The organism is Candidatus Methylacidiphilum fumarolicum, assembly GCF_949774925.1.
Lineage (GTDB): Bacteria > Verrucomicrobiota > Verrucomicrobiia > Methylacidiphilales > Methylacidiphilaceae > Methylacidiphilum > Methylacidiphilum fumarolicum.
The window spans coordinates 1854351-1875558 of sequence record NZ_OX458932.1; the positions used below are offsets into that span (position 1 = coordinate 1854351).

General features: G+C 43.1%; 16 protein-coding genes. 4 read left to right on the forward strand and 12 right to left on the reverse strand.

Translation table 11 applies throughout. The features are described 5' to 3' along the window. Nucleotides 1–138: 138 nt before the first annotated feature. From recA to dnaG, 3 genes are all read right to left on the reverse strand, one after another. Nucleotides 139–1179: a recombinase RecA gene (gene recA / locus QOL44_RS08480; RefSeq protein WP_009059236.1), complete on the reverse strand. Its 1041-nt coding sequence runs from the start codon at nt 1177–1179 to the stop codon at nt 139–141. Nucleotides 1180–1745: 566 nt separating this feature from the next. After that, a complete protein-coding gene (gene rpoD, locus QOL44_RS08485; RefSeq protein WP_009059237.1) occupies nt 1746–3623 on the reverse strand; it encodes an RNA polymerase sigma factor RpoD in 1878 nt (625 codons plus the stop codon). 55 nt (nt 3624–3678) lie between these two features. Then, a complete protein-coding gene (dnaG, locus tag QOL44_RS08490; RefSeq protein WP_009059238.1) occupies nt 3679–5454 on the reverse strand; it encodes a DNA primase in 1776 nt (591 codons plus the stop codon). Nucleotides 5455–5546: 92 nt separating this feature from the next. Between dnaG and QOL44_RS08495 the strand changes: the two genes are divergently transcribed. The 3 genes from QOL44_RS08495 (at nt 5547) to QOL44_RS08505 (ending at nt 8615) form a co-directional block, all read left to right on the forward strand. Then, entirely contained in the window at nt 5547–6668 is a 1122-nt protein-coding gene (locus tag QOL44_RS08495; protein WP_009059239.1) for a DUF362 domain-containing protein, read from the forward strand. Between the two features lie 70 nt (nt 6669–6738). Continuing rightward, complete coding sequence (gene mazG / locus QOL44_RS08500; protein ID WP_009059240.1) at nt 6739–7524, forward strand: nucleoside triphosphate pyrophosphohydrolase; 786 nt, start codon at nt 6739–6741, stop codon at nt 7522–7524. A 338-nt stretch (nt 7525–7862) separates the two neighbouring features. Then, nucleotides 7863–8615: a M14 family metallopeptidase gene (locus QOL44_RS08505; protein WP_009059242.1), complete on the forward strand. Its 753-nt coding sequence runs from the start codon at nt 7863–7865 to the stop codon at nt 8613–8615. 151 nt (nt 8616–8766) lie between these two features. On the opposite strand, the gene QOL44_RS08510 is transcribed toward QOL44_RS08505, so the two are convergent. The 9 genes from QOL44_RS08510 to QOL44_RS08550 form a co-directional block, all read right to left on the reverse strand. Then, complete coding sequence (locus tag QOL44_RS08510; protein WP_228343214.1) at nt 8767–9465, reverse strand: lysophospholipid acyltransferase family protein; 699 nt, start codon at nt 9463–9465, stop codon at nt 8767–8769. 88 nt (nt 9466–9553) lie between these two features. Then, a complete protein-coding gene (gene aat / locus QOL44_RS08515) occupies nt 9554–10216 on the reverse strand; it encodes a leucyl/phenylalanyl-tRNA--protein transferase (protein ID WP_009059244.1) in 663 nt (220 codons plus the stop codon). Nucleotides 10217–10262: 46 nt separating this feature from the next. After that, on the reverse strand, nt 10263–11501 hold the full coding sequence (locus QOL44_RS08520) for a CinA family nicotinamide mononucleotide deamidase-related protein (protein WP_009059245.1): 1239 nt from the start codon (nt 11499–11501) through the stop codon (nt 10263–10265). Nucleotides 11502–11531: 30 nt separating this feature from the next. After that, entirely contained in the window at nt 11532–14552 is a 3021-nt protein-coding gene (secA, locus tag QOL44_RS08525) for a preprotein translocase subunit SecA (protein WP_009059246.1), read from the reverse strand. Nucleotides 14553–14671: 119 nt separating this feature from the next. Continuing rightward, nucleotides 14672–15862: a S1C family serine protease gene (locus QOL44_RS08530; protein ID WP_009059247.1), complete on the reverse strand. Its 1191-nt coding sequence runs from the start codon at nt 15860–15862 to the stop codon at nt 14672–14674. Nucleotides 15863–15985: 123 nt separating this feature from the next. Beyond that, nucleotides 15986–17068: an anthranilate phosphoribosyltransferase gene (gene trpD / locus QOL44_RS08535; protein ID WP_009059248.1), complete on the reverse strand. Its 1083-nt coding sequence runs from the start codon at nt 17066–17068 to the stop codon at nt 15986–15988. Between the two features lie 6 nt (nt 17069–17074). Further along, nucleotides 17075–18286: a glutamine-hydrolyzing carbamoyl-phosphate synthase small subunit gene (gene carA / locus QOL44_RS08540; protein ID WP_009059250.1), complete on the reverse strand. Its 1212-nt coding sequence runs from the start codon at nt 18284–18286 to the stop codon at nt 17075–17077. A 23-nt stretch (nt 18287–18309) separates the two neighbouring features. After that, entirely contained in the window at nt 18310–19629 is a 1320-nt protein-coding gene (locus tag QOL44_RS08545; protein WP_009059252.1) for a dihydroorotase, read from the reverse strand. Next, nucleotides 19626–20606, reverse strand: coding sequence for an aspartate carbamoyltransferase catalytic subunit (locus QOL44_RS08550; RefSeq protein WP_009059254.1), 981 nt, complete (start codon nt 20604–20606; stop codon nt 19626–19628). The genes QOL44_RS08545 and QOL44_RS08550 overlap by 4 nt, the downstream gene beginning before the upstream one ends. 39 nt (nt 20607–20645) lie before the next feature. Between QOL44_RS08550 and QOL44_RS08555 the strand changes: the two genes are divergently transcribed. Continuing rightward, complete coding sequence (locus QOL44_RS08555) at nt 20646–21194, forward strand: LeuD/DmdB family oxidoreductase small subunit (protein WP_009059256.1); 549 nt, start codon at nt 20646–20648, stop codon at nt 21192–21194. The last annotated feature ends 14 nt before the right edge of the window (nt 21195–21208 follow it).

The following is a 21208-nucleotide window of genomic DNA, read 5'->3' on the forward strand; positions in this document are numbered from 1 at the left end:
TAATTGTTTGTCGACGCGGTTAAAAAACCACACCATTTTTCCCAAAAGAGCACCGAAGATGGTGAATGACTGTACCCATTCCATACGTTCTAGGATCCGCTATTTTTTACTTTTCTTAAAGTTTTCCTTTCCATTTGTTCAACTATCCGAGGTGACAGACGCATCGGCTCCAAAAACTTTTCCTCTGGTTGCCGCTTCCAATTTAGCACACAGAACAGGATCTGATTTCAAGAGATTGACAACAGCTTCCCGTCCCTGGCCAAGTTGCGTTCCTTCAAAATACATCCAAGAGCCTCGTTTTTCGATTATTTGCTCTTCAATAGCTAAATCGATCAACGAGCCTTCCCTAGATATACCCTCATTATAGAGAATATCAAATTCACATTCTGTAAATGGAGGCGCAACCTTATTTTTAACGACTTTAAGCTTCGTTCTATTCCCATACACCGTCCCATCTGGTCCCTTTAATTGAGCCAACTTTCTAATGTCAATTCTGACCGAAGCATAAAACTTTAATGCCTTACCTCCAGGAGTTGTCTCGGGATTACCGAACATCACTCCTATTTTGTCTCTAAGCTGGTTGGTAAAAATGCAAACGGTTTTGGCTTTGCTAATCTGCGCCGTCAGTTTCCTAAGAGCGCTACTCATGAGTCTGGCTTGCGCTCCTACAACAGCATCTCCCATTTGACCTTCTATTTCAACTCTAGGGGTCAAAGCAGCTACTGAATCGATCACAATCACATCCACAGCATTAGATCGAATGAGTGTTTCAGCGATTGTCAAAGCTTCTTCACCCGAATCAGGCTGAGAAATAAGCAATTCGTTCATGTTCACCCCTAATTTCCGGCAATAATGAGGATCCAGAGCATGTTCGACATCGATAATCACTCCGACTCCCCCCATTTTTTGAGCTTGCGCAATAACCGTTAGGGCAAGTGTTGTTTTGCCAGAAGATTCTGGACCATAAATTTCTATGATTCTGCCTCTAGGAAAGCCCCCTACGCCAAGAGCCCTATCGATGGTTAAACAACCTGTGGGGATCGTTTCAATCTTAAGCCTTGAACGATCATCTCCTAACCGTAAGATCGATCCTTCGCCAAACTCTTTTGCAATGGATTGAATCGCAAGCTCTAAACTTTTATCTTTGAATGGCGATTTATCCTCAACTCTATTTCCCATAAATCTAATTCTCCTTTGTTCAATTTTACCATTTTTCTTCTAGATCGAACAGGATTTTTAGGAAATCAAAAGCACATACCATGGTTATTCTTTATTTTTAAAAAATATGAAGATATGCCAGTGATGACTAGAGAATCATCCTAAGTCCCATAGGCCCTTTTCTTCGTCACTGTCTGAAAGAGCATGCGCAGTAATAGATGATTGCTACAACACGTTGGGCGTCTTCCCTACGAGGCTATCCCTGTCGGCTTGATGCGATTAGGTCAACAGTCCAAGTAGGTGTTGCTCTTGGGGAAGTATTGATCCGATAACCCAACACCTCCACTAGGCATCCTCTCCGTAAATTCCAACAGCTACTAAAACTCTAACCAGTCAGCCTGCCATAAGGGACTAGATCAATAGACGCTTCTTCAACATTCTTCCAGTCTTTGATCCCAACGGTATAGCCTCAACGCATTGGATTCGTAGCAAGCTATCACTCCAACTCCTTTATCCAGAAAGAAACTGCCGATCACATTCTTCAAAGCCCACTTTTTTCTCTATAAACAATAATTTTCTTGAAAGGCTTAAAAAAGTTGATCGATTTCGAGAAAGCCTTTCAAATGACGCAATCTCGTTGGATGACGCATTTTCCGAAGGGCTTTGGCTTCAATCTGTCGGATCCTTTCCCGTGTTACTCGAAACTGTTTGCCTACCTCTTCAAGGGTTCGAGGATAGCCATCGAGCAACCCAAAGCGTTGTTCGATAACCGTTCTTTCACGTTCTGTGAGGGTATGGAGCACATCTCTAATCTTTTCTCTCAAAAGAGAATAGCCGGTCATCTCGGAGGGATTTTCAGCAGCTTTATCTTCTATAAAATCCCCAAAGGTAGTATCTTCGCTTTCTCCCACTTGAGCTTGAAGGGAAATGGGATGTTGTGCCATTTTTATGATAGCTCGGATTCTATCCACGCTCATCTGCGTTTCTTCAGCAATTTCTTCAGGGGTAGGTTCTCTTCCAAGCTCCTGAATTAATTGTTTTTGAACGCGCATCAATTTATTGATCGTTTCGATCATGTGCACAGGAATACGAATCGTCCGAGCCTGATCAGCAATACTCCGGGTGATCGCCTGCCGAATCCACCATGTCGCGTAAGTCGAAAATTTATAGCCCCTGCGGTATTCAAATTTTTCAACCGCTTTCATAAGGCCCATATTTCCCTCCTGGATTAAATCCAAGAAAGAAAGGCCCCTGTTACTGTATTTTTTGGCTATGGAGATGACCAGTCGCAAGTTCGCTTCAACCATGCAACTTTTTGCCTTCAGAGCCTCGTTAAGCCATTGCTTTAATTCTTCATGCTTCTTTTTGAAAAGATCAAGTGGAAGATGTATTTGATGTTCTAATTGCTCAACTTTCAAGCTGAGTTGCTTACCTTCTTTTTCTTTTGCTTCAGGATCCAATCCACTTTTTTCTAAAACCTCTTTTTCTTTTTCTAACTTCAATACTTCTTGATAATAGGATTCGCTGACTTGGACAAAATCCTCGATGACTTTCTGCTTGAAATAGAGCTTTTCAAAAATTTTCTCAAGGCAACTCTTAGCTCTTTGGAACTCTTTTTCCAAGCCCTTTCTTTCTTTGGATTTTTCCGGCAGCTTAGCTATCTTTGCATACAATTCTTCTATTTTGGCTATATAAGATTCCAGCCGTTCAATCAGTTCGGGCAACTTCGTCAAATATTCTTCGCGACACTCTACATGTTTATCCTGAATGACCCGATCAAACCTCTCTTTACCCTGACCCAATTTCTTTGCCAAATTTAAATATTCCTTCGCAATAAAATGGAAGCTGTGCAAACAACTCTTGACATTGGCTTCAGACTGCTCGATTTTTTTGGAAATTTCCACCTCCTGTTCTCTCGTCAAAAGAGGCACCTGCCCCATCTGCTTTAAATACATGCGAACCGGATCATCGACGATGTCCAATTTCGCTTCTCTCCCTTCGCTTTCCTCTATGTCAGCCACTACAGCCGATTTGGCATTATCCACATCCGAGCTGTCTATAATTTCAATTTCTAGAGTTCTTAAAAAGTCGAGGACCGCATCGATTTCTTCCGGATTATTAATGCTATCGGAAAGAGCTTCGTTAATGTCATCGTAGGTGAGATAAGTCTGTTCCTTGGCTAGTTTAATCAAAGACCGAAGCTTTTCCTGCCTATCTGGATACTCTTCCCAAATTTTAGCAAGCCTTGAGGCAATCTGACGGTCTTCTAAAACGAGTAGTTTTGTAGAGCACTGTTTGTCAGTCGGATAATTTCCTGGAGAACCATCCAGGCATTTTTCACCCCCCTCCTCCCTCTTGTACCTCCCCTCCGAATCGTGGGAAGGATCGGATGAACCATTATTATTCGTTGAGCAGCCTGAAGATAGAGAGACAACATCATTGGTTTTTCTCGATTTCTTTTTCATAGAGAAGAGCTTTTGGAATCAGTCTTTGGACATTTTTTGACAACGAGTAGTTAAATTATAGAAGCTTTTTCCTTAAGTCAACAATCTCCTTTAATTTTGCTGAAATTTCTTCTGAGGATAGCTTTTCGGAAGCAATTTGTAGCCTTATTTTTTCTATTCGGTGCTGACACCATAATGAAGAGAGCCGCTCTTTGAGCATCAAAAAATGTTCTTCTTTAGAATAATCCCCCTGTTGTTCCTGCTGAAGTTGAAACAAAAAAGAAACGACCCTTTTCCTTTCTTCTTGAGAAAGCATTTCCAAAAAATCGGATGTTCCTTTCTGCTCTCTTATAGCATCCACTCTATAAAGTTTTGCTAATAGCTCTCCTCCAGGAACCTCCCTCAATGCCTCCTCAGGCAGGGCTTCTTTGAATCTCGGCATATACTCGGGATTTTCGATTAAAAACCAGATCGTTTCTGAAACAGCTGGACTGATACTGTTTTCCACCCACCTCTCCTCTTCGACTGCTTTCTGGCTATCCCGTTTGGTAAGGAGGGTCTGTTCAATTTTTTTTTCAAAGGCTTCCACGCTAACTCCAATCCGGGCAGCAACTTCTAGGCTAGCAACATGTCTGCGTATGGGATCATTGATTTTGACAATGAGTCGAGCCATCTTTTCAGCAATTTTGCTTTTTCCTACAGCAGTCTGTGGGCAATATTCTATAGAAGCCTTGTTTAAAACGAAAGAAGGATAAGGCAGAGCAGTGGCAAGGATCTGCTCGAAAGCGGCTCGGCCGCCTTTTGCAATGAGGCTATCTGGGTCCTCTCCACTTGGAAGCTGCGCCACTTTTACTTCAAAACCTTCTTCCAAGAGGATATCCAGTGCTCTGACTGCCGCATCCTCCCCAGCCCTATCCCCATCATAGGCAACTATTACTTCAGAACAAAACCTCTTCAAAAGAGCAGCTTGGTGATCCGTTAAGGCCGTGCCTTGCGTGGCAACAGCCGTGGGAAATCCAGAGGCATGCAGTCGGATCAAATCGATATGGCCTTCGCACAAAATCGCTTTGTCAGACTCTACGATTGCTTTTTTTGCCACATTGAGCCCGTAGAGAATTTTTCCTTTTGAAAAAATCAGGCTTTCAGGAGAATTCAAATATTTAGGACCCTGATCCGATCCTATCAGCCTGCCACTAAAGCCCACAATTTTCCCAGTTTCATCGGAGATCCTAAAGATGAGTCTCCCACGGAACCGATCATATATTTTTGAATTTTCAGCCCGGACGACAAGACCAGCAGGTTCCAAAAGTTCAAGAAACCCACTTTTCTCTGAAGCCCATCTGAGCAATCCATCCCAGAGAGCTGGTGCATAGCCGAGACCGAAGGTTCTAGCTGTCTCTAGATTTATCCCCCTTTCTTTCAGATAGGCTCTTCCCACTTCCCCTTCTGGCTCTTCCAGCAGTATTTTTGTCCAATATTCAGCAACGGCTCTGTGGAGATCCCATAACCTTTGTTGAATAGATAGCTTTTCTGCCTTCTCCGAAGACCTAAAGGAAGAAGGAAAGGCAATTCCCGCTCTTTGAGCTAAATATTTCAATGCCCCTAAAAAGTCGAGCTTTTCGTAATACATGATAAAATCAAAAACAGTCCCTCCATACCCACTGCTGAAGCATTTAAAGAGTTGCTTTTGCGGATCAACAAAGAAAGAAGGCGTTTTTTCTTTTTTAAAGGGACTAAGGGATTTAAACTTGGCACCGGCTTTTTTTAAGACCACATATTCACTCACCACCTCAACGATGTCATTAGCCTTGCGGACCCTTTCCACAAATTCTTTGAAGCCGATTGTATCCATCGCAAAGTTGGATGATGACCCGATGCTTTCGTGTCGAACTATTTTACGCTATTATGAATAAAAAACCGAATTAAAAATTGGACTTTTCTAAAATGCTTACTTTTTGGGTTTTACTGCTTGAGTTTTGCCTTTTGTTGATTCCAGATCTTTGGGCCCAAACCACCGAAAAACACCGTGTGCTTATCGTTGAAAATCCTGCTTCGGTCGTAGGCTATGAAGCTAATTTTTCAATTGTTAAAGCAATGTTTCAATCTGCTCTGAAAACCTACACTCAGAAATCATCAAGCCGAGAGGCCTGGTCAAGCTTTTTTCATATCAGCTCAAAGGATGTGGTGGGCATAAAGATCAACGCATCGGGAGGGACCATCATGTCCACAAGAAAAGCTTTGGTCAATGCCATAGTAGAAAGTCTTATGGAAGCAGGGGTTCCGTCCCAACATATTATCGTTTGGGACAAATACGAAGATGACCTTTATAACGCGAACTATCTCCCGCTTACCGAAGATAGCCGCTATCTGGTCAAATCCGTGATTCCCCAAACCGGATTCGATCCAAAGGTATTTTATGTCAACGAAATTTTAGGCAAACTCATCTGGGGAGACATGCTCTTTCAAGGACTCAAGCCTTCGCCATTTGAAAAGAAACAGGCTTCGGACTCAGAAGATAACGTTGCCAAATTGTACGAAAAAGGAGTTCCAGTCAGCAGTCTCGAAAGACGGGTAAGTAACAAATCATTCTATGCGAAAATTGTCACTCAACTCTGCTCAAAAATTATCAACGTGCCCGTGTTCTGCGACAATCCCAACATCGGACTCAATGGTTGTCTGGCTTCGCTTGCTCTAGGAATGGTCGATAACACGCGGCGGTTCCAGGGAGAAGGGGTATGGGGCGATCCGGCCATCGCTGAAATCCTCGATCAACCCATAGTCAGGAAAAAGGTCATCCTCCATGTTATGGATGCGTTGATTGCTGGATATGCTGGAGGTCCACAGTTCAGCCCAGAATATGCGGTAGTGACTGGCAGTATTTATTTGAGTACGGATCCTGTCGCCATTGATTCCATCGTGCTTCCTCAAATGGACGCTTGGAGGATTTCGGCAAGAATTCCCCCACTAAGTCCTTATTCCCATTACATTCAAACGGCTGAAGAATATGGTCTTGGTATAGCTGACAGTAGAAAAATTCAGGTTATCCGCAATTCCTTTCCTCCCTAAAGATAAACTGTTGTTTGAAAGACTTTGCTTTTGTATTATAATGTTGCTTTTCTCTTTTTTTTAGTCACCTATGAATCCATACGACTCTCTTCCTGCAGACCCCTTACTCAGGATCCTCTCCATTATGACCATTTTAAGATCGCCCCAAGGCTGTCCCTGGGATAGGGAACAGACCCACAAGAGTCTGAAAGCAAAACTCATTGAGGAATGTTACGAGCTGATCGAAGCCATTGATTCTGAAGATATGGCATCAATGAAAGAAGAACTTGGAGACATACTTCTTCATGTCTTTTTCCATGCACAAATAGCTCAAGAAGAGGGAAACTTTTCTTTCTTGGAAGTTTTAGAGGACCTTTGCACCAAGCTAATACGCCGTCATCCTCATGTATTCGGTACCGAATCGGCCACCACTACCGATGAGGTCCATAAGCATTGGGAAAAAATTAAGAAAGCAGAAAAACCGCATAGAGAAAGCTTATTCGACGGTATTCCATCCCTCCTACCACCCCTTCTCAAAGCTATAAAGCTCCAATCCAGGGCTTCCAAAATGCATCTGGATTGGACTAGTCCAGAAGGTCCACTGTTGAAAATGGAAGAAGAACTCCAAGAAATCAAAGAAGCCTACAAGGGAAAGGATCTAGAAAAGATTAAAAAAGAAATTGGCGATCTTATTTTTTCAGCAATCAATTTTGCAAGATGGCTTGGGATCGATCCAGAAGAAGCTATTAAAGACTCCTTGTTGACTTTTGAAAAAAGATGTCGGTTTGTCGAAAAAGAACTTAAAGACAAAGCCAATCCAGTTTCCCCTGAAGAACTGGACAGGCTATGGGAAAGAGCCAAAGAGAAATATTCCTAATAGTTTGTTAGAGGATGGGCTGGAGGCTCTGTCCTTCTCCTTTTCGACTTGATTGTGTCTCTAAGGAAGCTAAAATAAAAAAAATAGAAAGTGATGCTTCGAGCACAGCGGCGCACTATTTCGGAGTAGCTGTAAGCTGGATATCAAAGTTTTTTAGCTACTATAGCTCAACTACTAGTCAGCAAACCGTGTGAGCTATCCTCCTTAAAAAGCCAATAGCTTCTGAGGCTTGGCTATAAGCCCATAGACTCTGTTTCTATTATATATTTTAATGATTTTCGAACTGAATAAAAAAAATTGTTATTAAAGATGTTAGTTCCTCAAAATATTCTCTAGTTATGACAGTACCATTTCATGATCCACTGTGGGTTCAGAAAAAAATTACAAGTCTAAGCAAAAAACTGGGCTGGAAAAAGAAGCACCTTGCTACCATTAGCAAATATCCAATAACCGCTCTTTTTTCTTCGGCATCTAGTCCCTCTGCAAAACATGTCTATCTTTCTGCAGGCATCCATGGAGATGAACCAGCGGGTGTTTTAGCTCTTATTGAATGGTTGGAAAATTTTTCAACGGCTTCTTACAATTACCAATTTACTGTGATTCCTCTTATCAATCCCTGGGGACTGAAACATAACAGTCGACTAAACGAGCAGGGAATCGATCTTAACAGAGCTTTTCATAAAGTTGATCTATCCCCTATCAAGGAAATCCGGCTCTTTTTAGAAGATCGCACCCCTTTTGATTTGGCTTTAATTTTACATGAGGACTACGATGCGCAAGGGGTCTATCTCTATGAAACTCCCGCAAACCTTTGCTTAGGTAAAAAGATCCTAGAGGAAGTTTCGAAGATCTGTGCTATCGATAACCGACCAAAAATTGAAGGACGAAAACACAATGGGGGTGTCCTCTCTAGACCCGTCAAAAAAAGTTGGTTTGAAAAAAATGGCTATCCAGAAGCCATTTATTTTTATTTTCAATTAGGCTGCAAGAAAATCTACACAATCGAGACCCCATCCGAATGGGATATTGCCAAAAGAGTTCAGGCGCATCTCTTAGCGATCGATACGGCGCTTTCATTGCTTAACTCTTAGCAACAAACAGTGCCTTCTTACCTTGGAGCTTCATCCAAGACCAGCATCGATGTAAGCGCTAACAGAATCTCTATTACCTAGAGGAAATAAAAGAAAGAGAGAGCATCAAGAAGATAGGAAGAGAAGTCAGAGTTTTAAAGAACAGCTTTTTTCAAAAACGGCGAGGTTTTTCCTTCCACCTTTGCTGCGCTGAGCAAGGCCATTCAAACGGATCGATATTATACTCTTTTACAAGCTGCCAAAAAAGCATAAGGAGATACTCATGGATTCTTTTGGTTAATTCCCCTCTTTTCTCCGAAGCTCCCGGATAAATCAGTTCGCCAAATTTTACGAATATTCTTGGTTTATAAAACCAAGTCTTTGGCTGATAAAGAAGATCGGAGCCAACAATGACCGTAGGTAAGATTGGACACTGGGATAATTGGCAAAGAACGGCTGGACTCAACGAAAGTTTGGCTCCCAACAAAATGGAATTTTTACCATGCCTGATCCCTCTTTCTGGAAATAATCCAACCAATCGACCCGCTTTGAGTCGACTGACTATGGATTTTGCGGCTTTCGGATCCATCCGCTCTCTATCTACTGGAATGACATTGAGGTTCGTCAAAATCTGAGAAAGAACGAGATCATTGAACAGTTTCCCATCGGCTACATAATCGATTGGCCGAGGAGAATACATGCCTAAGATGATGGGATCAAAATGACTAATATGATTAGACACAAGCAGACAGCCTCCGCTCAAGGGGATTTTCTCTAGTCCCTGAATATGCATTTTAGAGGATAAAGTTAAAATCCTTTTGCAAATGACACCAGAAAAGAAGAAAAAACCATCTCTAGCACGTTGATTCATAGGAAAGTCAAAAAAATCGAACATTCGACTTTTTGCCTTTTTTGGAGACAATGACAAGAAAAAGTTTTTCCCTAAAATTTTTAGGTTTTTAGACGAAGCTAGTCGGAACTTTTAAAGCTTGAGAGAGCCTTTGAAGATATTCACTACGTGGAATATCCACGGCACCCATAAGCCGGGTTACCGGCGTTGCAACCTGCGTATCAAATAGGACAAAACCTCTTTCTCTTAGATGGGCAATGGTGAAAGCTAGAGCTGCTTTCGACGCATCAGTCACTCTATGGAACATTGATTCTCCAGCAAAAAACCCACCAATCGAAACGCCATAGAGGCCTCCCGCTAGCATCCCTTTGTACCAGACTTCCACGCTATGCGCATACCCATAGCGATGCAAATCGGTATAGGCTTTTATAAACCGTGGACTGATCCAGGTATGTTCTCTGCCAGGAGCTGGCTTTGCGCAATTTTGAATCACCTCGCCAAAACACTGGTTGATAGAAAATTGAAATTGCCCTTGCCTTATTTTTTGCGCTAGGCGTCTAGGAGGCTTGAAAGAAGCTATATCAAATATCGCTCTTGGATCAGGAGACCACCACGTCAGTGGTCGATCGGTCCAGGGAAATATGCCAGAACGATACCCCGCTAGCAGCCTAGAAATCGATAAATCCCCACCCACCGCGACAAGTCCATCGGGATCAGCTTTCGCTACATCTGGAAATTGTATCCGAAAAATATTTAGAATGACAGCTGCCACGGTTATAAAATTAACAAAAAATAAATTAATGCAACATTTAATTTTCTTAACATTTAGGCAAATTTTTGTCGAGAATAGAGCGTCTTAATAGATCTATACCAAATTGGGATACAAGTCGTTTAAAAGTCAGTCTATCGGAAGGGAAAAACCGTTCATAGGATCTTATCGGTTTTCCTTTTCTCCCGACGGCTAACCAAACAAGCCCCACGGGCTTTTCTGGAGTACCGCCTTGAGGTCCAGCAATACCAGTGACAGCAAGGGATATATCTGCACCGCTTGCTTCCAAAGCACCTAGCGCCATAGCTTCTGCGACTTCCCTGCTAACGGCACCTACGGAAGAAAAGAGATCGCTGTGGACTTTCAATTGAGAGATTTTCGCTTCGTTCGAATAGGTCACCCAGCCATAGGTAAAGACTGCTGAGCTTCCAGGTACATCAGTCAGCCTGTTGCTTATCAAGCCCCCCGTGCAGGACTCAGCGGTAGCAACTTTCAAATTCCTTGCCGCAGCACTTTTAATAACGACCTCTTCGAGCGTTTGGTCTTCTAGGGTATACAAATCATCACCGAAGGCTTCGCTCAGAAGCTGAGCTATCTTCCCTGTAGCAGCTGGGTCTTTGAAAAGCAATCTTAGAGAGACTTCTCCGGGGCTTTCACAATACCCTATTTCCTCTATACCAACTAACTTCAATTTCGATTCTATTTTTTCTTGTATGATCGATTCGGGCACTCCAATGATGCGACAAACTAACCGGGTGGTTTTTTCGGAATGAAAATGGGCTTTCCACCAGGGAATGATGCTTTTTTTCCACATCGGTTCGAGTTCCCTTGGCGGTCCTGGAAGCAAGATCAAGTAATGGCCTTCTTTTTCAATGATAGCTCCACAAGCCGTACCATAAGGGTTTTCCAAAATAAGAGAGTTTTCAGGGAAAAACGACTGTTTTTGCACTGCCCATTCAGGAGCTTGAATTCCTTGGGCTTCATAGAGGGATTGCACCTGTTTCGAAACTTCTGGATAAAAAACCAAGGGAAGATTAAGGGCTTCTGCCGCAGCCTCCCTTGTCATATCATCCGATGTTGGTCCTAAGCCGCCTGTAACAATCGTAACGGTGGAACGATGAAAAGAAGTTTTAATCACTTCTTTCAGCTCGTCCCCATCCCCCACAGTCTGTTGTAAAGCAATTCTTCCATCAAGGAAAAAGAGTTGATTGGCTAGAAATTCTAGATGCGTATTGGGCTTATATCCCAATATGATTTCCGTCCCCGTATTGATCAATTCAATTCTCATCAAAAAGAACTATTCCAGGCTCATCTAAGCTCATTTCTTTGCCTCTCGATGCCCTTCTTCTGGATAGGGATATTCCATAGCTATCTTTAAACAGCATTTAGCTCCTTGGGCACCACAACAATTTTTAAATTTTTTCCTTGGATCCAACGGACAGGGATCATTCCTTCCCATTTTTGGCCCGGATCTTCTCACAGGCAAGCTTACTTTCGCTGCCTTTTTTTCTTGTCCCCCCTCTTCCTCCTCTTCATGAGCAACAGGAGGAATTGACGTCGGCAGCTGATCGGTATGTTCACTACGCGTCAATGAAGAAAGAAATTGTTCAAAAGCGACAACACTAGAAGCCGATCTGAATAGATTATGAGCTATCTCTTTTTTGATTCGATCCATAAGATCCTCAAAAAGAAGATAGGCTTCCTGCTTGTATTCGATCAAAGGATCTTTCTGCCCATAGGCTCTTAATCCAATGCTGCCTCGAAGGCCATCCATTGAGTAGAGATGCTCCTGCCATAGCTTGTCAATAGCCGAAAGGACAATGTATTTTTCCAGAGAAATCAACTCATCGCTTTTCTCAAATTTAATCTTTAATTCATAGGCTTTCCTGACCTTATCTAAAATATAATCGCTTATCTCTTTCTCAGTCCCCAACTTTTCGATTTCTTCCGGTTTCACCACAATCGGAAACATTTGATTGACCCAATGGGTAAGCCCCACAAAATCTGGATGTTCTCCACTGCTAATTCTGCTTTTTACCTCCTTTTCAATCACTTCCTGAACCGCTGAAAAAATTTCTTCTCGGGGATTATCCGTTTCTAGGATTTCATTGCGGTACCCATAAACCACTTCTCTTTGCAGATTCAGCACGTCATCATACTGGAGGGTGTGTTTGCGAATCATGTAATTTCTCTGTTCTACCCTTTTCTGAGCAGCCGCCACCGCTTTAGTCAGCCATGGATGCTCTAGCTCCTCATCCTCCTTCATTCCCATACTAGTCAAAAGAGAAGCAATTTTCCTAGAATCCCCAAAATTCCTCATCAGATCATCTTCTAGAGAAATATAAAATTTTGAGATCCCTGGATCTCCTTGTCGGGCGCATCGACCCCGCAACTGGAGATCGATCCGTCTAGCCTCATGCCTTTCTGTTCCCAAAACATAGAGTCCCCCAAGCTCCGCAACCCCTTCCCCTAGCTTAATATCCGTGCCTCTTCCTGCCATATTCGTCGCAATCGTCACCGCTCCCCGTAAACCCGCACGCGCAATAATTTCAGCTTCCTGTTGATGATGTTTGGCATTGAGAACGTTATGCGGGATGTTTTCCCTTTTAAGCATTCGACTCAAAAGTTCGGAAGCTTCAACGGAAATCGTGCCAACCAGCACGGGTTGTCCCTTAGCATGCAGCTCCTTTATCTTCTGGACTATATTTTGGTACTTCGCCCGGCGCGTCTTAAAAATGGTATCTTCATAATCTATTCTACGGCAAGGCTTATTCGTCGGAATAACCACCACATCTAGCTTATATATATCATGAAACTCATTGGCCTCTGTCTCTGCGGTGCCTGTCATTCCAGCCAGTTTCTTATAAAGCCTAAAATAATTTTGTATGGTTATAGTCGCCAAGGTCTGCGTTTCTCTATCAATTTGCACCCCTTCTTTAGCTTCTATGGCCTGATGCAAGCCCTCACTCCATCGTCTTCCAGGCATAAGCCTCCCCGTAAACTCATCAACAATAACAACTTTATTGTCCTGAATCACGTAATGGACATCCTTTTCATACAGGCAGTAGGCTCTTAACAACTGGGAAACACAATGGATCCTTTCGGTTGCTTCTTCATATTTCTGTTGGGCTTGTAACCGAATTTTTTCTTTCTCCTGAATATCCAAACCAGGATTTTTGTCTAACTGATCGAAGAGAGCAGCTAGATCTGGAGGAGCGAAATAATCGGGATCAGTTGGATTTAAAAACTTTCTTCCCCTTTCGCTGATGTCTACCTCGTTGTTTTTCTCATCGATAGAAAAAAGTAGTTCTTCTTTTATGGCATATAGTTCGGTTCTACGCGAATCCTGGTAAAGAGAAAGCTCGGCATCATCCATATACCTTCTAATCTCTGGGTCTTCCAAGAATTTCATTAGTTGTTTATTCCTGGGCATACCCAGCTTTATTTTGAAAAGGAGTCGACCGATCTTTTCTTTATTGGCTGCCTTATCCTTAAGCAACCCTTGCACTTCCTCGGCCATGCGAGCGCATTCGATCACTTGTTGTTGAACCAGCCGGCTGACTTGAGGCTTGTAGCGACTATATTCCTGAGTAGCTCCTACGGTGGCAGGACCTGAAATGATCAATGGCGTGCGGGCTTCATCAATGAGGATACTGTCCACTTCATCGATAATCGCATAAAAATGGCCTCTTTGAACTTTCTCCTCTTTTTGCGTCACGATGCTGTTATCCCTAAGATAATCAAAGCCAAACTCACTATTAGTCCCATAGGTAACATCACAGGCATACTGCGCTCTGCGTTCCTCATAAGACTGTCCTTGTTGGAGACAGCCCACCGTTAGATTCAAAAACCGATAAATCTCCCCCATCCACTCACTGTCTCTAGCTGCCAAATAATCGTTGACGGTTACCACATGTACCCCTTGACCAAGCAAGGCATTTAAATAAACAGGCAGAGTGGCCACCAAAGTTTTTCCTTCGCCGGTGGCCATTTCAGCAATCTTTCCCATGTGCAGGACAATGCCCCCTAAAAGCTGGACATCAAAAGGGACCATGTCCCAAACAACCGGATGGCCGCGAACAATAATCACTTTGCCGCTTTCCTTAAACCTGCGACAGACATGTTTTACCACAGCAAAAGCTTCGGGAAGTAGATCATCAAGGCTTTCCCCTTCGTTAAGCCGTTTTTTAAATTCAAAAGTCTTATTGGACAGAGCCTCATCAGAAAGGGCAAAAAGATCCTTTTCTAGCTCGTTGATTCTATGGACAATGGGCCATAGCCGACTCAGCTCTCGTTCATTTTTTGAGCCAAATACTTTTTGAAGCAATTGCTTTATCATATCTCTTCTTTCTATTCCACAATCTTGAATAGAGAAAAAACTCTTTTTTTATTTCATGTGTAAAATAATCTAGAAAAAAAATACACGCTTTTCTCTTCGATAGCTAATAGCAAAAAATCTTATCTAGAAAACACCTGCACCGTAGAAGTTTGACTGAGGAAAAACCCTTGGCTTTCCCGCACCACCATAATGGTCATCAATACTCCTTCTCCACTTTTAATATCCTTGAGCAGCATGGGATAGGACTCCAATTCATCAACTCTACGGTTGCCAATTGCCAGAACGATCATTCCAGATTTGATTCCCGCTTTGGCTGCAGGGCTATTGGGTTCCACATCAGAAATGAGCAAGCCCATTCCCTCCTGCACATGGAAAGCTTCGGCTAACTCTCTATTCATCTCTTGGACATGCAATCCAAATTTCTTAGCCAATATTTGCTCAATTGTTACTGTCTTTTGAGAGGGGGTTCCGTTTTTAATTTCGGACAATGCCTCTTGATAAAAAATATTCACTTTTTTAGCAGGAATAGCAAATCCTATCCCTTCTATCGCTTCTCCAGCAAACTTAGCAGAACTGATACCCACAAACTTACCAGAAATATCCACAATCGGACCGCCACTGTTGCCAGGATTAATCGCAGCATCCGTTTGTAGAAGCCCCTCGATCCTACCCTCATCGGTTTCAATCGTCCGATCCATCGCGCTAAGGATTCCTTTGGAAACACTATTCTGATAGCCCACTGGATTGCCCAGAACGATAACCGTTTGACCAAGCAATGTGGGAGAGCTACTCTGAATATCAAGAAAAGGAAGGGCAGTTTTAGACTCGATTTTTAATAGAGCTAGATCCACAGCGGGATCAATGATTAACACTTTGCCCTCCACAGCGGATTTTTTTTCGTTTAAAGTCACTTGGACTTTGCGCTCGATGGACCTTTCCACTACATGCGCACAGGTGATGATGTAGCCTTCGGCACTAACTAATACACCAGAGCCCAAACTCTTGACTCTTTCCTTGTAGCTATAATACCTGCCGAAGAAAAGATCAAAAGGATCCTGTACTCTTTTCTGTACGATTCTTTCTGAGCTGATATTGACTACGGCAGGCATCACCTTTTGCACTACAAGTACCGTGGGTTCATCTTCGGCCCGATAAGGGATTTTGTTTTGGGACCATCCGGAAGTAAGAAAGAAAAAAAAGCATAGGCCTAAAACAAGCTTTCCTTTCTGCTTCCGTTCTAAGCAAGAATAGAGAGAAAAAGAAAAAAGAGTCCTAGACCAACGTTGTGAATCAAAGGAAAAAAAATTCATCGGGGTTATTCCTGTTTTACATTCTTAGGCTTTGCCACCAGCCAAAAGAAAAAATAGGCTCTTTTTTTAAGATTCTCGATAAAAAATTCACTCCTCTTCTCTGAATACTTTATTCTGAATACTTTAATACGAAGAAGAGGCTCTCTGCCACAGAACGGCAAAATTCCTTGCTTCTTGCAATTTTCTATAGACTTTGCCTGAATCGATCGCTTCCTCAATAGCCTCTAAGGCATCTTCCACTTTTCCTTTCCATCCCCACTGTAACAGGCCTACCAGACAATTTGCTACCACCAGTCCTCTGGCATACCCTTTTAGAGTGGCTCTAAAAATCCCTTCGATTTTTTGGGCGCTTTCTAGAGGAGAATGCACCAGTGCTTCCGCCATCGATCCAGGAGCATACCCCCTTTTGAAAGCATGTTTTTTCAGCAAAGGCTGTATTTCTTCTAAAGCTATGCCTGAAGCTTTCCCTAATCCTTCGACACCTAGTTCTCCTAGAGGATTCGATTGCTCATCTAGCCCGTAGACGATGGCCCGCTGTTCTATCCCCATAGCCTCAAGGGCCGCGTCAAAAAGATCCACATGCTCTTCTCTAAACACTCCGACTAACTGTACCATTGGTCGAGCAGGATTCAGTAATGGCCCAAGGAAATGGAAAACGGTCTGTATCTTTTTTTCGCCCAGCCTTTTCCTCAGAGGAGCTAATTGCATAAAGCTAGGATGATAATCGGGCGCATAAACAAAAGCCAAACCTATCTCCCTCATTGACCGATACACCCCTTCTGGAGAAAGCCTATAGGCTATCCCCAGCTTTTCCAGAACATCCGCACTGCCTGAGATTTTTGTTATCCCCTTATTCCCATGCTTGATTACCGGAACTCCCAGAGAGGCCAGGACAAAAATCATGGCAGTGGAAACATTGAATAGTGACAATCCCCCTCCTCCTGATCCACAACAATCAAAAAGGGGGAGACTATCCCATTGCCTTTGAAAAGATAGTTTAAGACTCTTTTCTAAAAAGACCTTAGCAAAGGCAACCAATTCTTTGGGTCGCATCCCACGACACGCCATGGAAACCAAGAACTGCTCCTTTTCTGAATCAGGAAAAGATGGATTCAACAGTAACGCTACTGCTTCTTGAACTTGCCCTTCATCCAACTCCCTGCCAGAGTTAATTTCCAAAGAAAGGGCATGCAACTGCCATCTCATCGTGTTTTATCCTACCTGATAAATTTTACTTGCCCGGACTTTATTGAAAAAAACTTCAAAATAGCCTAACGCATCATGTGGTCCTGGAGCAGCTTCTGGATGATATTGCACAGAAAAAATGGGCTTAGTCTTATGCACCATCCCTTCAATGGTCCCATCGTTGAGATTGATTTCACTAATTTTCAAGCAATCAGGGATCGATTCGGCACAAACCGCATACCCATGATTCTGAGAAGTAATCTTGATGGTCGAATCAAAGAGGTTTTTTACCGGATGATTCGCTCCTCTATGCCCAAAGCGCAGCTTGAAGGTTTTCGCTCCCAAAGCAATAGCTATGAGCTGATGCCCCAGGCAAATACCAAAGACAGGCCTGGCTCCTAAAAGCGGTTTTATTTCTGCATGCAATGTTTCGAAAAATGCAGGATCTCCAGGACCGTTAGACAGAAAAATGGCATCAGGATCACTTTCTAAAATACGTTTTGCAGACGCATAGGCTGGGAATACGTGCAGATCAAAACCTTTACTGCGAAGATAGCGTAAAGTAGAGAACTTGACACCAAAATCCATGACCGCTAACCGATAAATAGGCGGGGCCAGGCGTGTTACCCTCTGAGTCCATTTTTCGATCAACTCCTTTTTATGGGCATTCCAACCGTCTGCCTCCTTCATCTCTTCAATGATTGGTTTCAGCGCTTCTATCTCATCCCACCGGTAAGGCACTGGTGTCGTTACCTGAGCTATAAAATCGACTTTGGAATAGTCCCAATTTTGGGTTAATGCCACAGCCTCAGTCCTTTCCATGTCTTCTGTTGTCAAGACCGCTCGCAATACCCCAGCTTCCCGTATGTGCAGCGTCAGTCGCCTCGTATCCACTCCTTGGATTCCAATTACCCCCTTCCGTTTTAAAAATTCAGGCAGCGAACAGAAAGCTCTCCAACTACTAGGTATCGGAGAAAGAGAACGGATGACTAAACCGGCTACTTGAATATCCCTGGACTGATGATCGAAAGGACAAAGTCCATAATTACCGATTTCTGGATAGGTCAGGCATACAATCTGGCCTCGATAGGAAGGATCCGTCAGTATTTCCTGATAACCAGTCATCGAAGTATTAAAACAGATCTCTCCAATGGCCGTGCCTTCAGCTCCAAAAGATTCACCAGCGAAAACCGTACCATCTTCAAGAACTAAGAATGCCTTTTTTTTATGTTTTTTCATCTCTATTGGTTAAACCTATTTTTCTACACCGTTTTTTGTTCCCCCACTACCCTTTTTTCCCTCCATACAATCTTGCCATCAATCATGGTCAAAACAACCTTTCCTTTTAGATTCATTCCTTCAAATGGGGTATTCTTGCCTTTGGAAAAAAAGGCATTAGAGTCGACTTTCCAGGAAGCGTTGAGGTCTAGCAAAATAAGGTCTGCAGGCGATCCATATCGAAGGGAGGGGGGCTCTAGTCCAAGGACTCGACTGGGGCCTACAGTTAACTTAGCAAACAAATCCACCAGATCCATTTTTTTCGAGTAATAGAGCTCTTTGAGACAAACCGCCACCAGCGTTTCTAAACCAACGACTCCAAAGGGCGCTTTTTCAAACTCTACTTCTTTTTCGAAAAGAGCATGAGGAGCATGATCCGAAGCAATGACTTCCACAGTACCATCAACTAGAGCCTCGATCAAGGCTTCTCGATCTTTTTGCGTTCTTAGGGGAGGGTTCATTTTAAAGCGGGGATCATACTCTTTGAGGGCAGATTCTGTTAAGGCAATATGATGTGGACAAACCTCAGCGCTTACGGGAAGCCCCCTTTTTTTAGCATCCCTTAATAGCCGAATGGATCCTTCTGTAGTTAAATGCTGCAAATGAATTTTAGCCCCGGTTTTTTCGCAAAGAAGGATATCACGGCTAACGATCAGTTCTTCAGCAATACTGGGCCAACCAGGCAACCCCAAAAGCGTACTCCATAGCCCTTCGTTCATAACCCCTCCATCCGATAGAGCCGTATCCTCGCAATGATCCAGTATGGGAACTCCTAAGACAGATGCATATTCCATTGCCCGGCGCATAATTCGGGCATTCTGAACGCAGCTGCCATCATCTGTCAACGCAATAGCTCCAGCCTGAATAAGAGATTGAAAAGGAGCCAGTTTTTCTCCCAACCGCTCCTCAGTGATACATCCTGTAGGATAGACTTTTACTAGTGCTTCCTTATCCACTTTTTTACGGATCCAAGCGATCGTGTCGGGATGATCAGCTGGTGGAATAGTATTGGGCATAGCCACCACAGTCGTTATGCCGCCTGCGGCAGCTGCCATCGTGGCAGTTCTGATCGTTTCTTTTCTAGATTCACCGGGCTCCCGCAAATGTACATGCATATCGATCAATCCAGGCAGAACGATAAGGCCCTGAGCGTCTATTTTCGTCCAAGGAAAATCTTTGGGATAGTTGGTAGGATCTACAATTTTGCCCTCTGCTACATAAAGATTAACTGGCTCCTCGTCGCGTCTTAGTAGCGGATCAATGAGCCGGCCAGCCGAAATACAAAAAGCCTCCTCAGTTTTCATTGTGTACCAACCTGGTTTTGTTGCCCATTTTCAAAGTAGCCACCAAGCAGGTAGAACACAGCCATTCGGATGGCTAAACCATTCTCTACCTGCTTTAGAATGGCTGAATTGGGCGAATCAGCCAGTTCGCTTTCCATTTCTACCCCTCTTTCCACCGGACCTGGATGCATAATGAGAACATCTTTTTTACACTTTTTCATTCTTTCTGTAGTCAAGCTATAAGAGGCAATGTATTCGCTTATGGAAGGGAAAAGATCTTTTCTTTGTCTTTCATGCTGAAGCCGGAGCAGAATGATGCAATCAGCAAAAGGCAAGGACTCATCCAGATTGTAACTGATCTCTGCTCCAAAATCTTTGAAATAGCTAGGCAGGAGGGTGATAGGACCGACAAATTTCACGTTTGCCCCATACTTGGAAAGCGCCCAAAACGTCGAACGTGCTACTCGACTATGCAGAATATCCCCAACGATTAATACCTTAAGCCCACGAACGGTCCCAAAATGCTCTTCAATAGTCATCAAATCAAGAAGCCCCTGCGTTGGATGTTCATGGGCACCATCCCCTCCATTAATGACCGAAATGTTAAGGAGTTTTGCCAGGAAGGCAGCAGAGCCTGCCGCTGGATGGCGAATGATGAGAAAATCGATCCCCAAGGCTTCGAGATTCTTAGCCGTATCCTTCAAGGATTCACCTTTTTGAATAGAACTCGTTTTGTAGTCAATCGATAAAAAAGAAATGCCTAGTTTTTTAGCCGCAATTTCAAAGGAAACCCGTGTGCGGGTACTTGGTTCAACCATCAAGGCCAAGGCCGTATATCTTTTTAAAAAAGGAAGAGGAAGGTTTTCCTTGAGAATTGTCTTAAACTCTTTGGCCGCAAGCAAAATGGCCTCGATTTCAGAAAAATCTAGTGCCTCTAAAGAAACTAAATCTTTTCTTTTCCACTTTCTTTTTATTGCATCAAGTTTTAAGTTTTGCATTGATCTAGAGAAAAATATAGAAAGAAGAAAAAGAAGAAAATGACAAAAAGAATTTTTGGTAAAGCTTACGTTGTGGGGGATAATATCGATACCGATCAAATTATTCCAGCACAATATCTTATGTATGTTCCAACGGTTCCTGAAGAACTCGAAAAATTGGGCAGTCATGCGCTTTGCGGATTGCCTGAATCTCTCTATCCCCTTCGGTTTGTTGAAGCAGGTAAAACCAAGACGGAATATCCCATTATCATTGCAGGAAAAAACTTTGGCTGTGGTTCATCTCGAGAGCATGCCCCCATTGCTCTAGCTGCTGCTGGCTGTCGAGTGGTAATTGCCAAAAGCTATGCAAGAATTTTTTTTCGCAACTGTATTGCTACAGGAGTTCTTTTTCCTTATGAGATCGGAGAGAGATTTCCAGAAAAAATAGAGATTGGCCAAGAATTAGTCGTTGACCTAGAAACGGAGACTCTGTTGGTGGCTGATCAAGTTTATCCCTTAAAGCCTCTTGGGGATGCCAAAGAGGTCATCGAAGCTGGTGGAATATTTAACTATGCAAAAAAAACGGGAATGATCCCCGTTAGCTCTTAATTTTCTATTGCGTC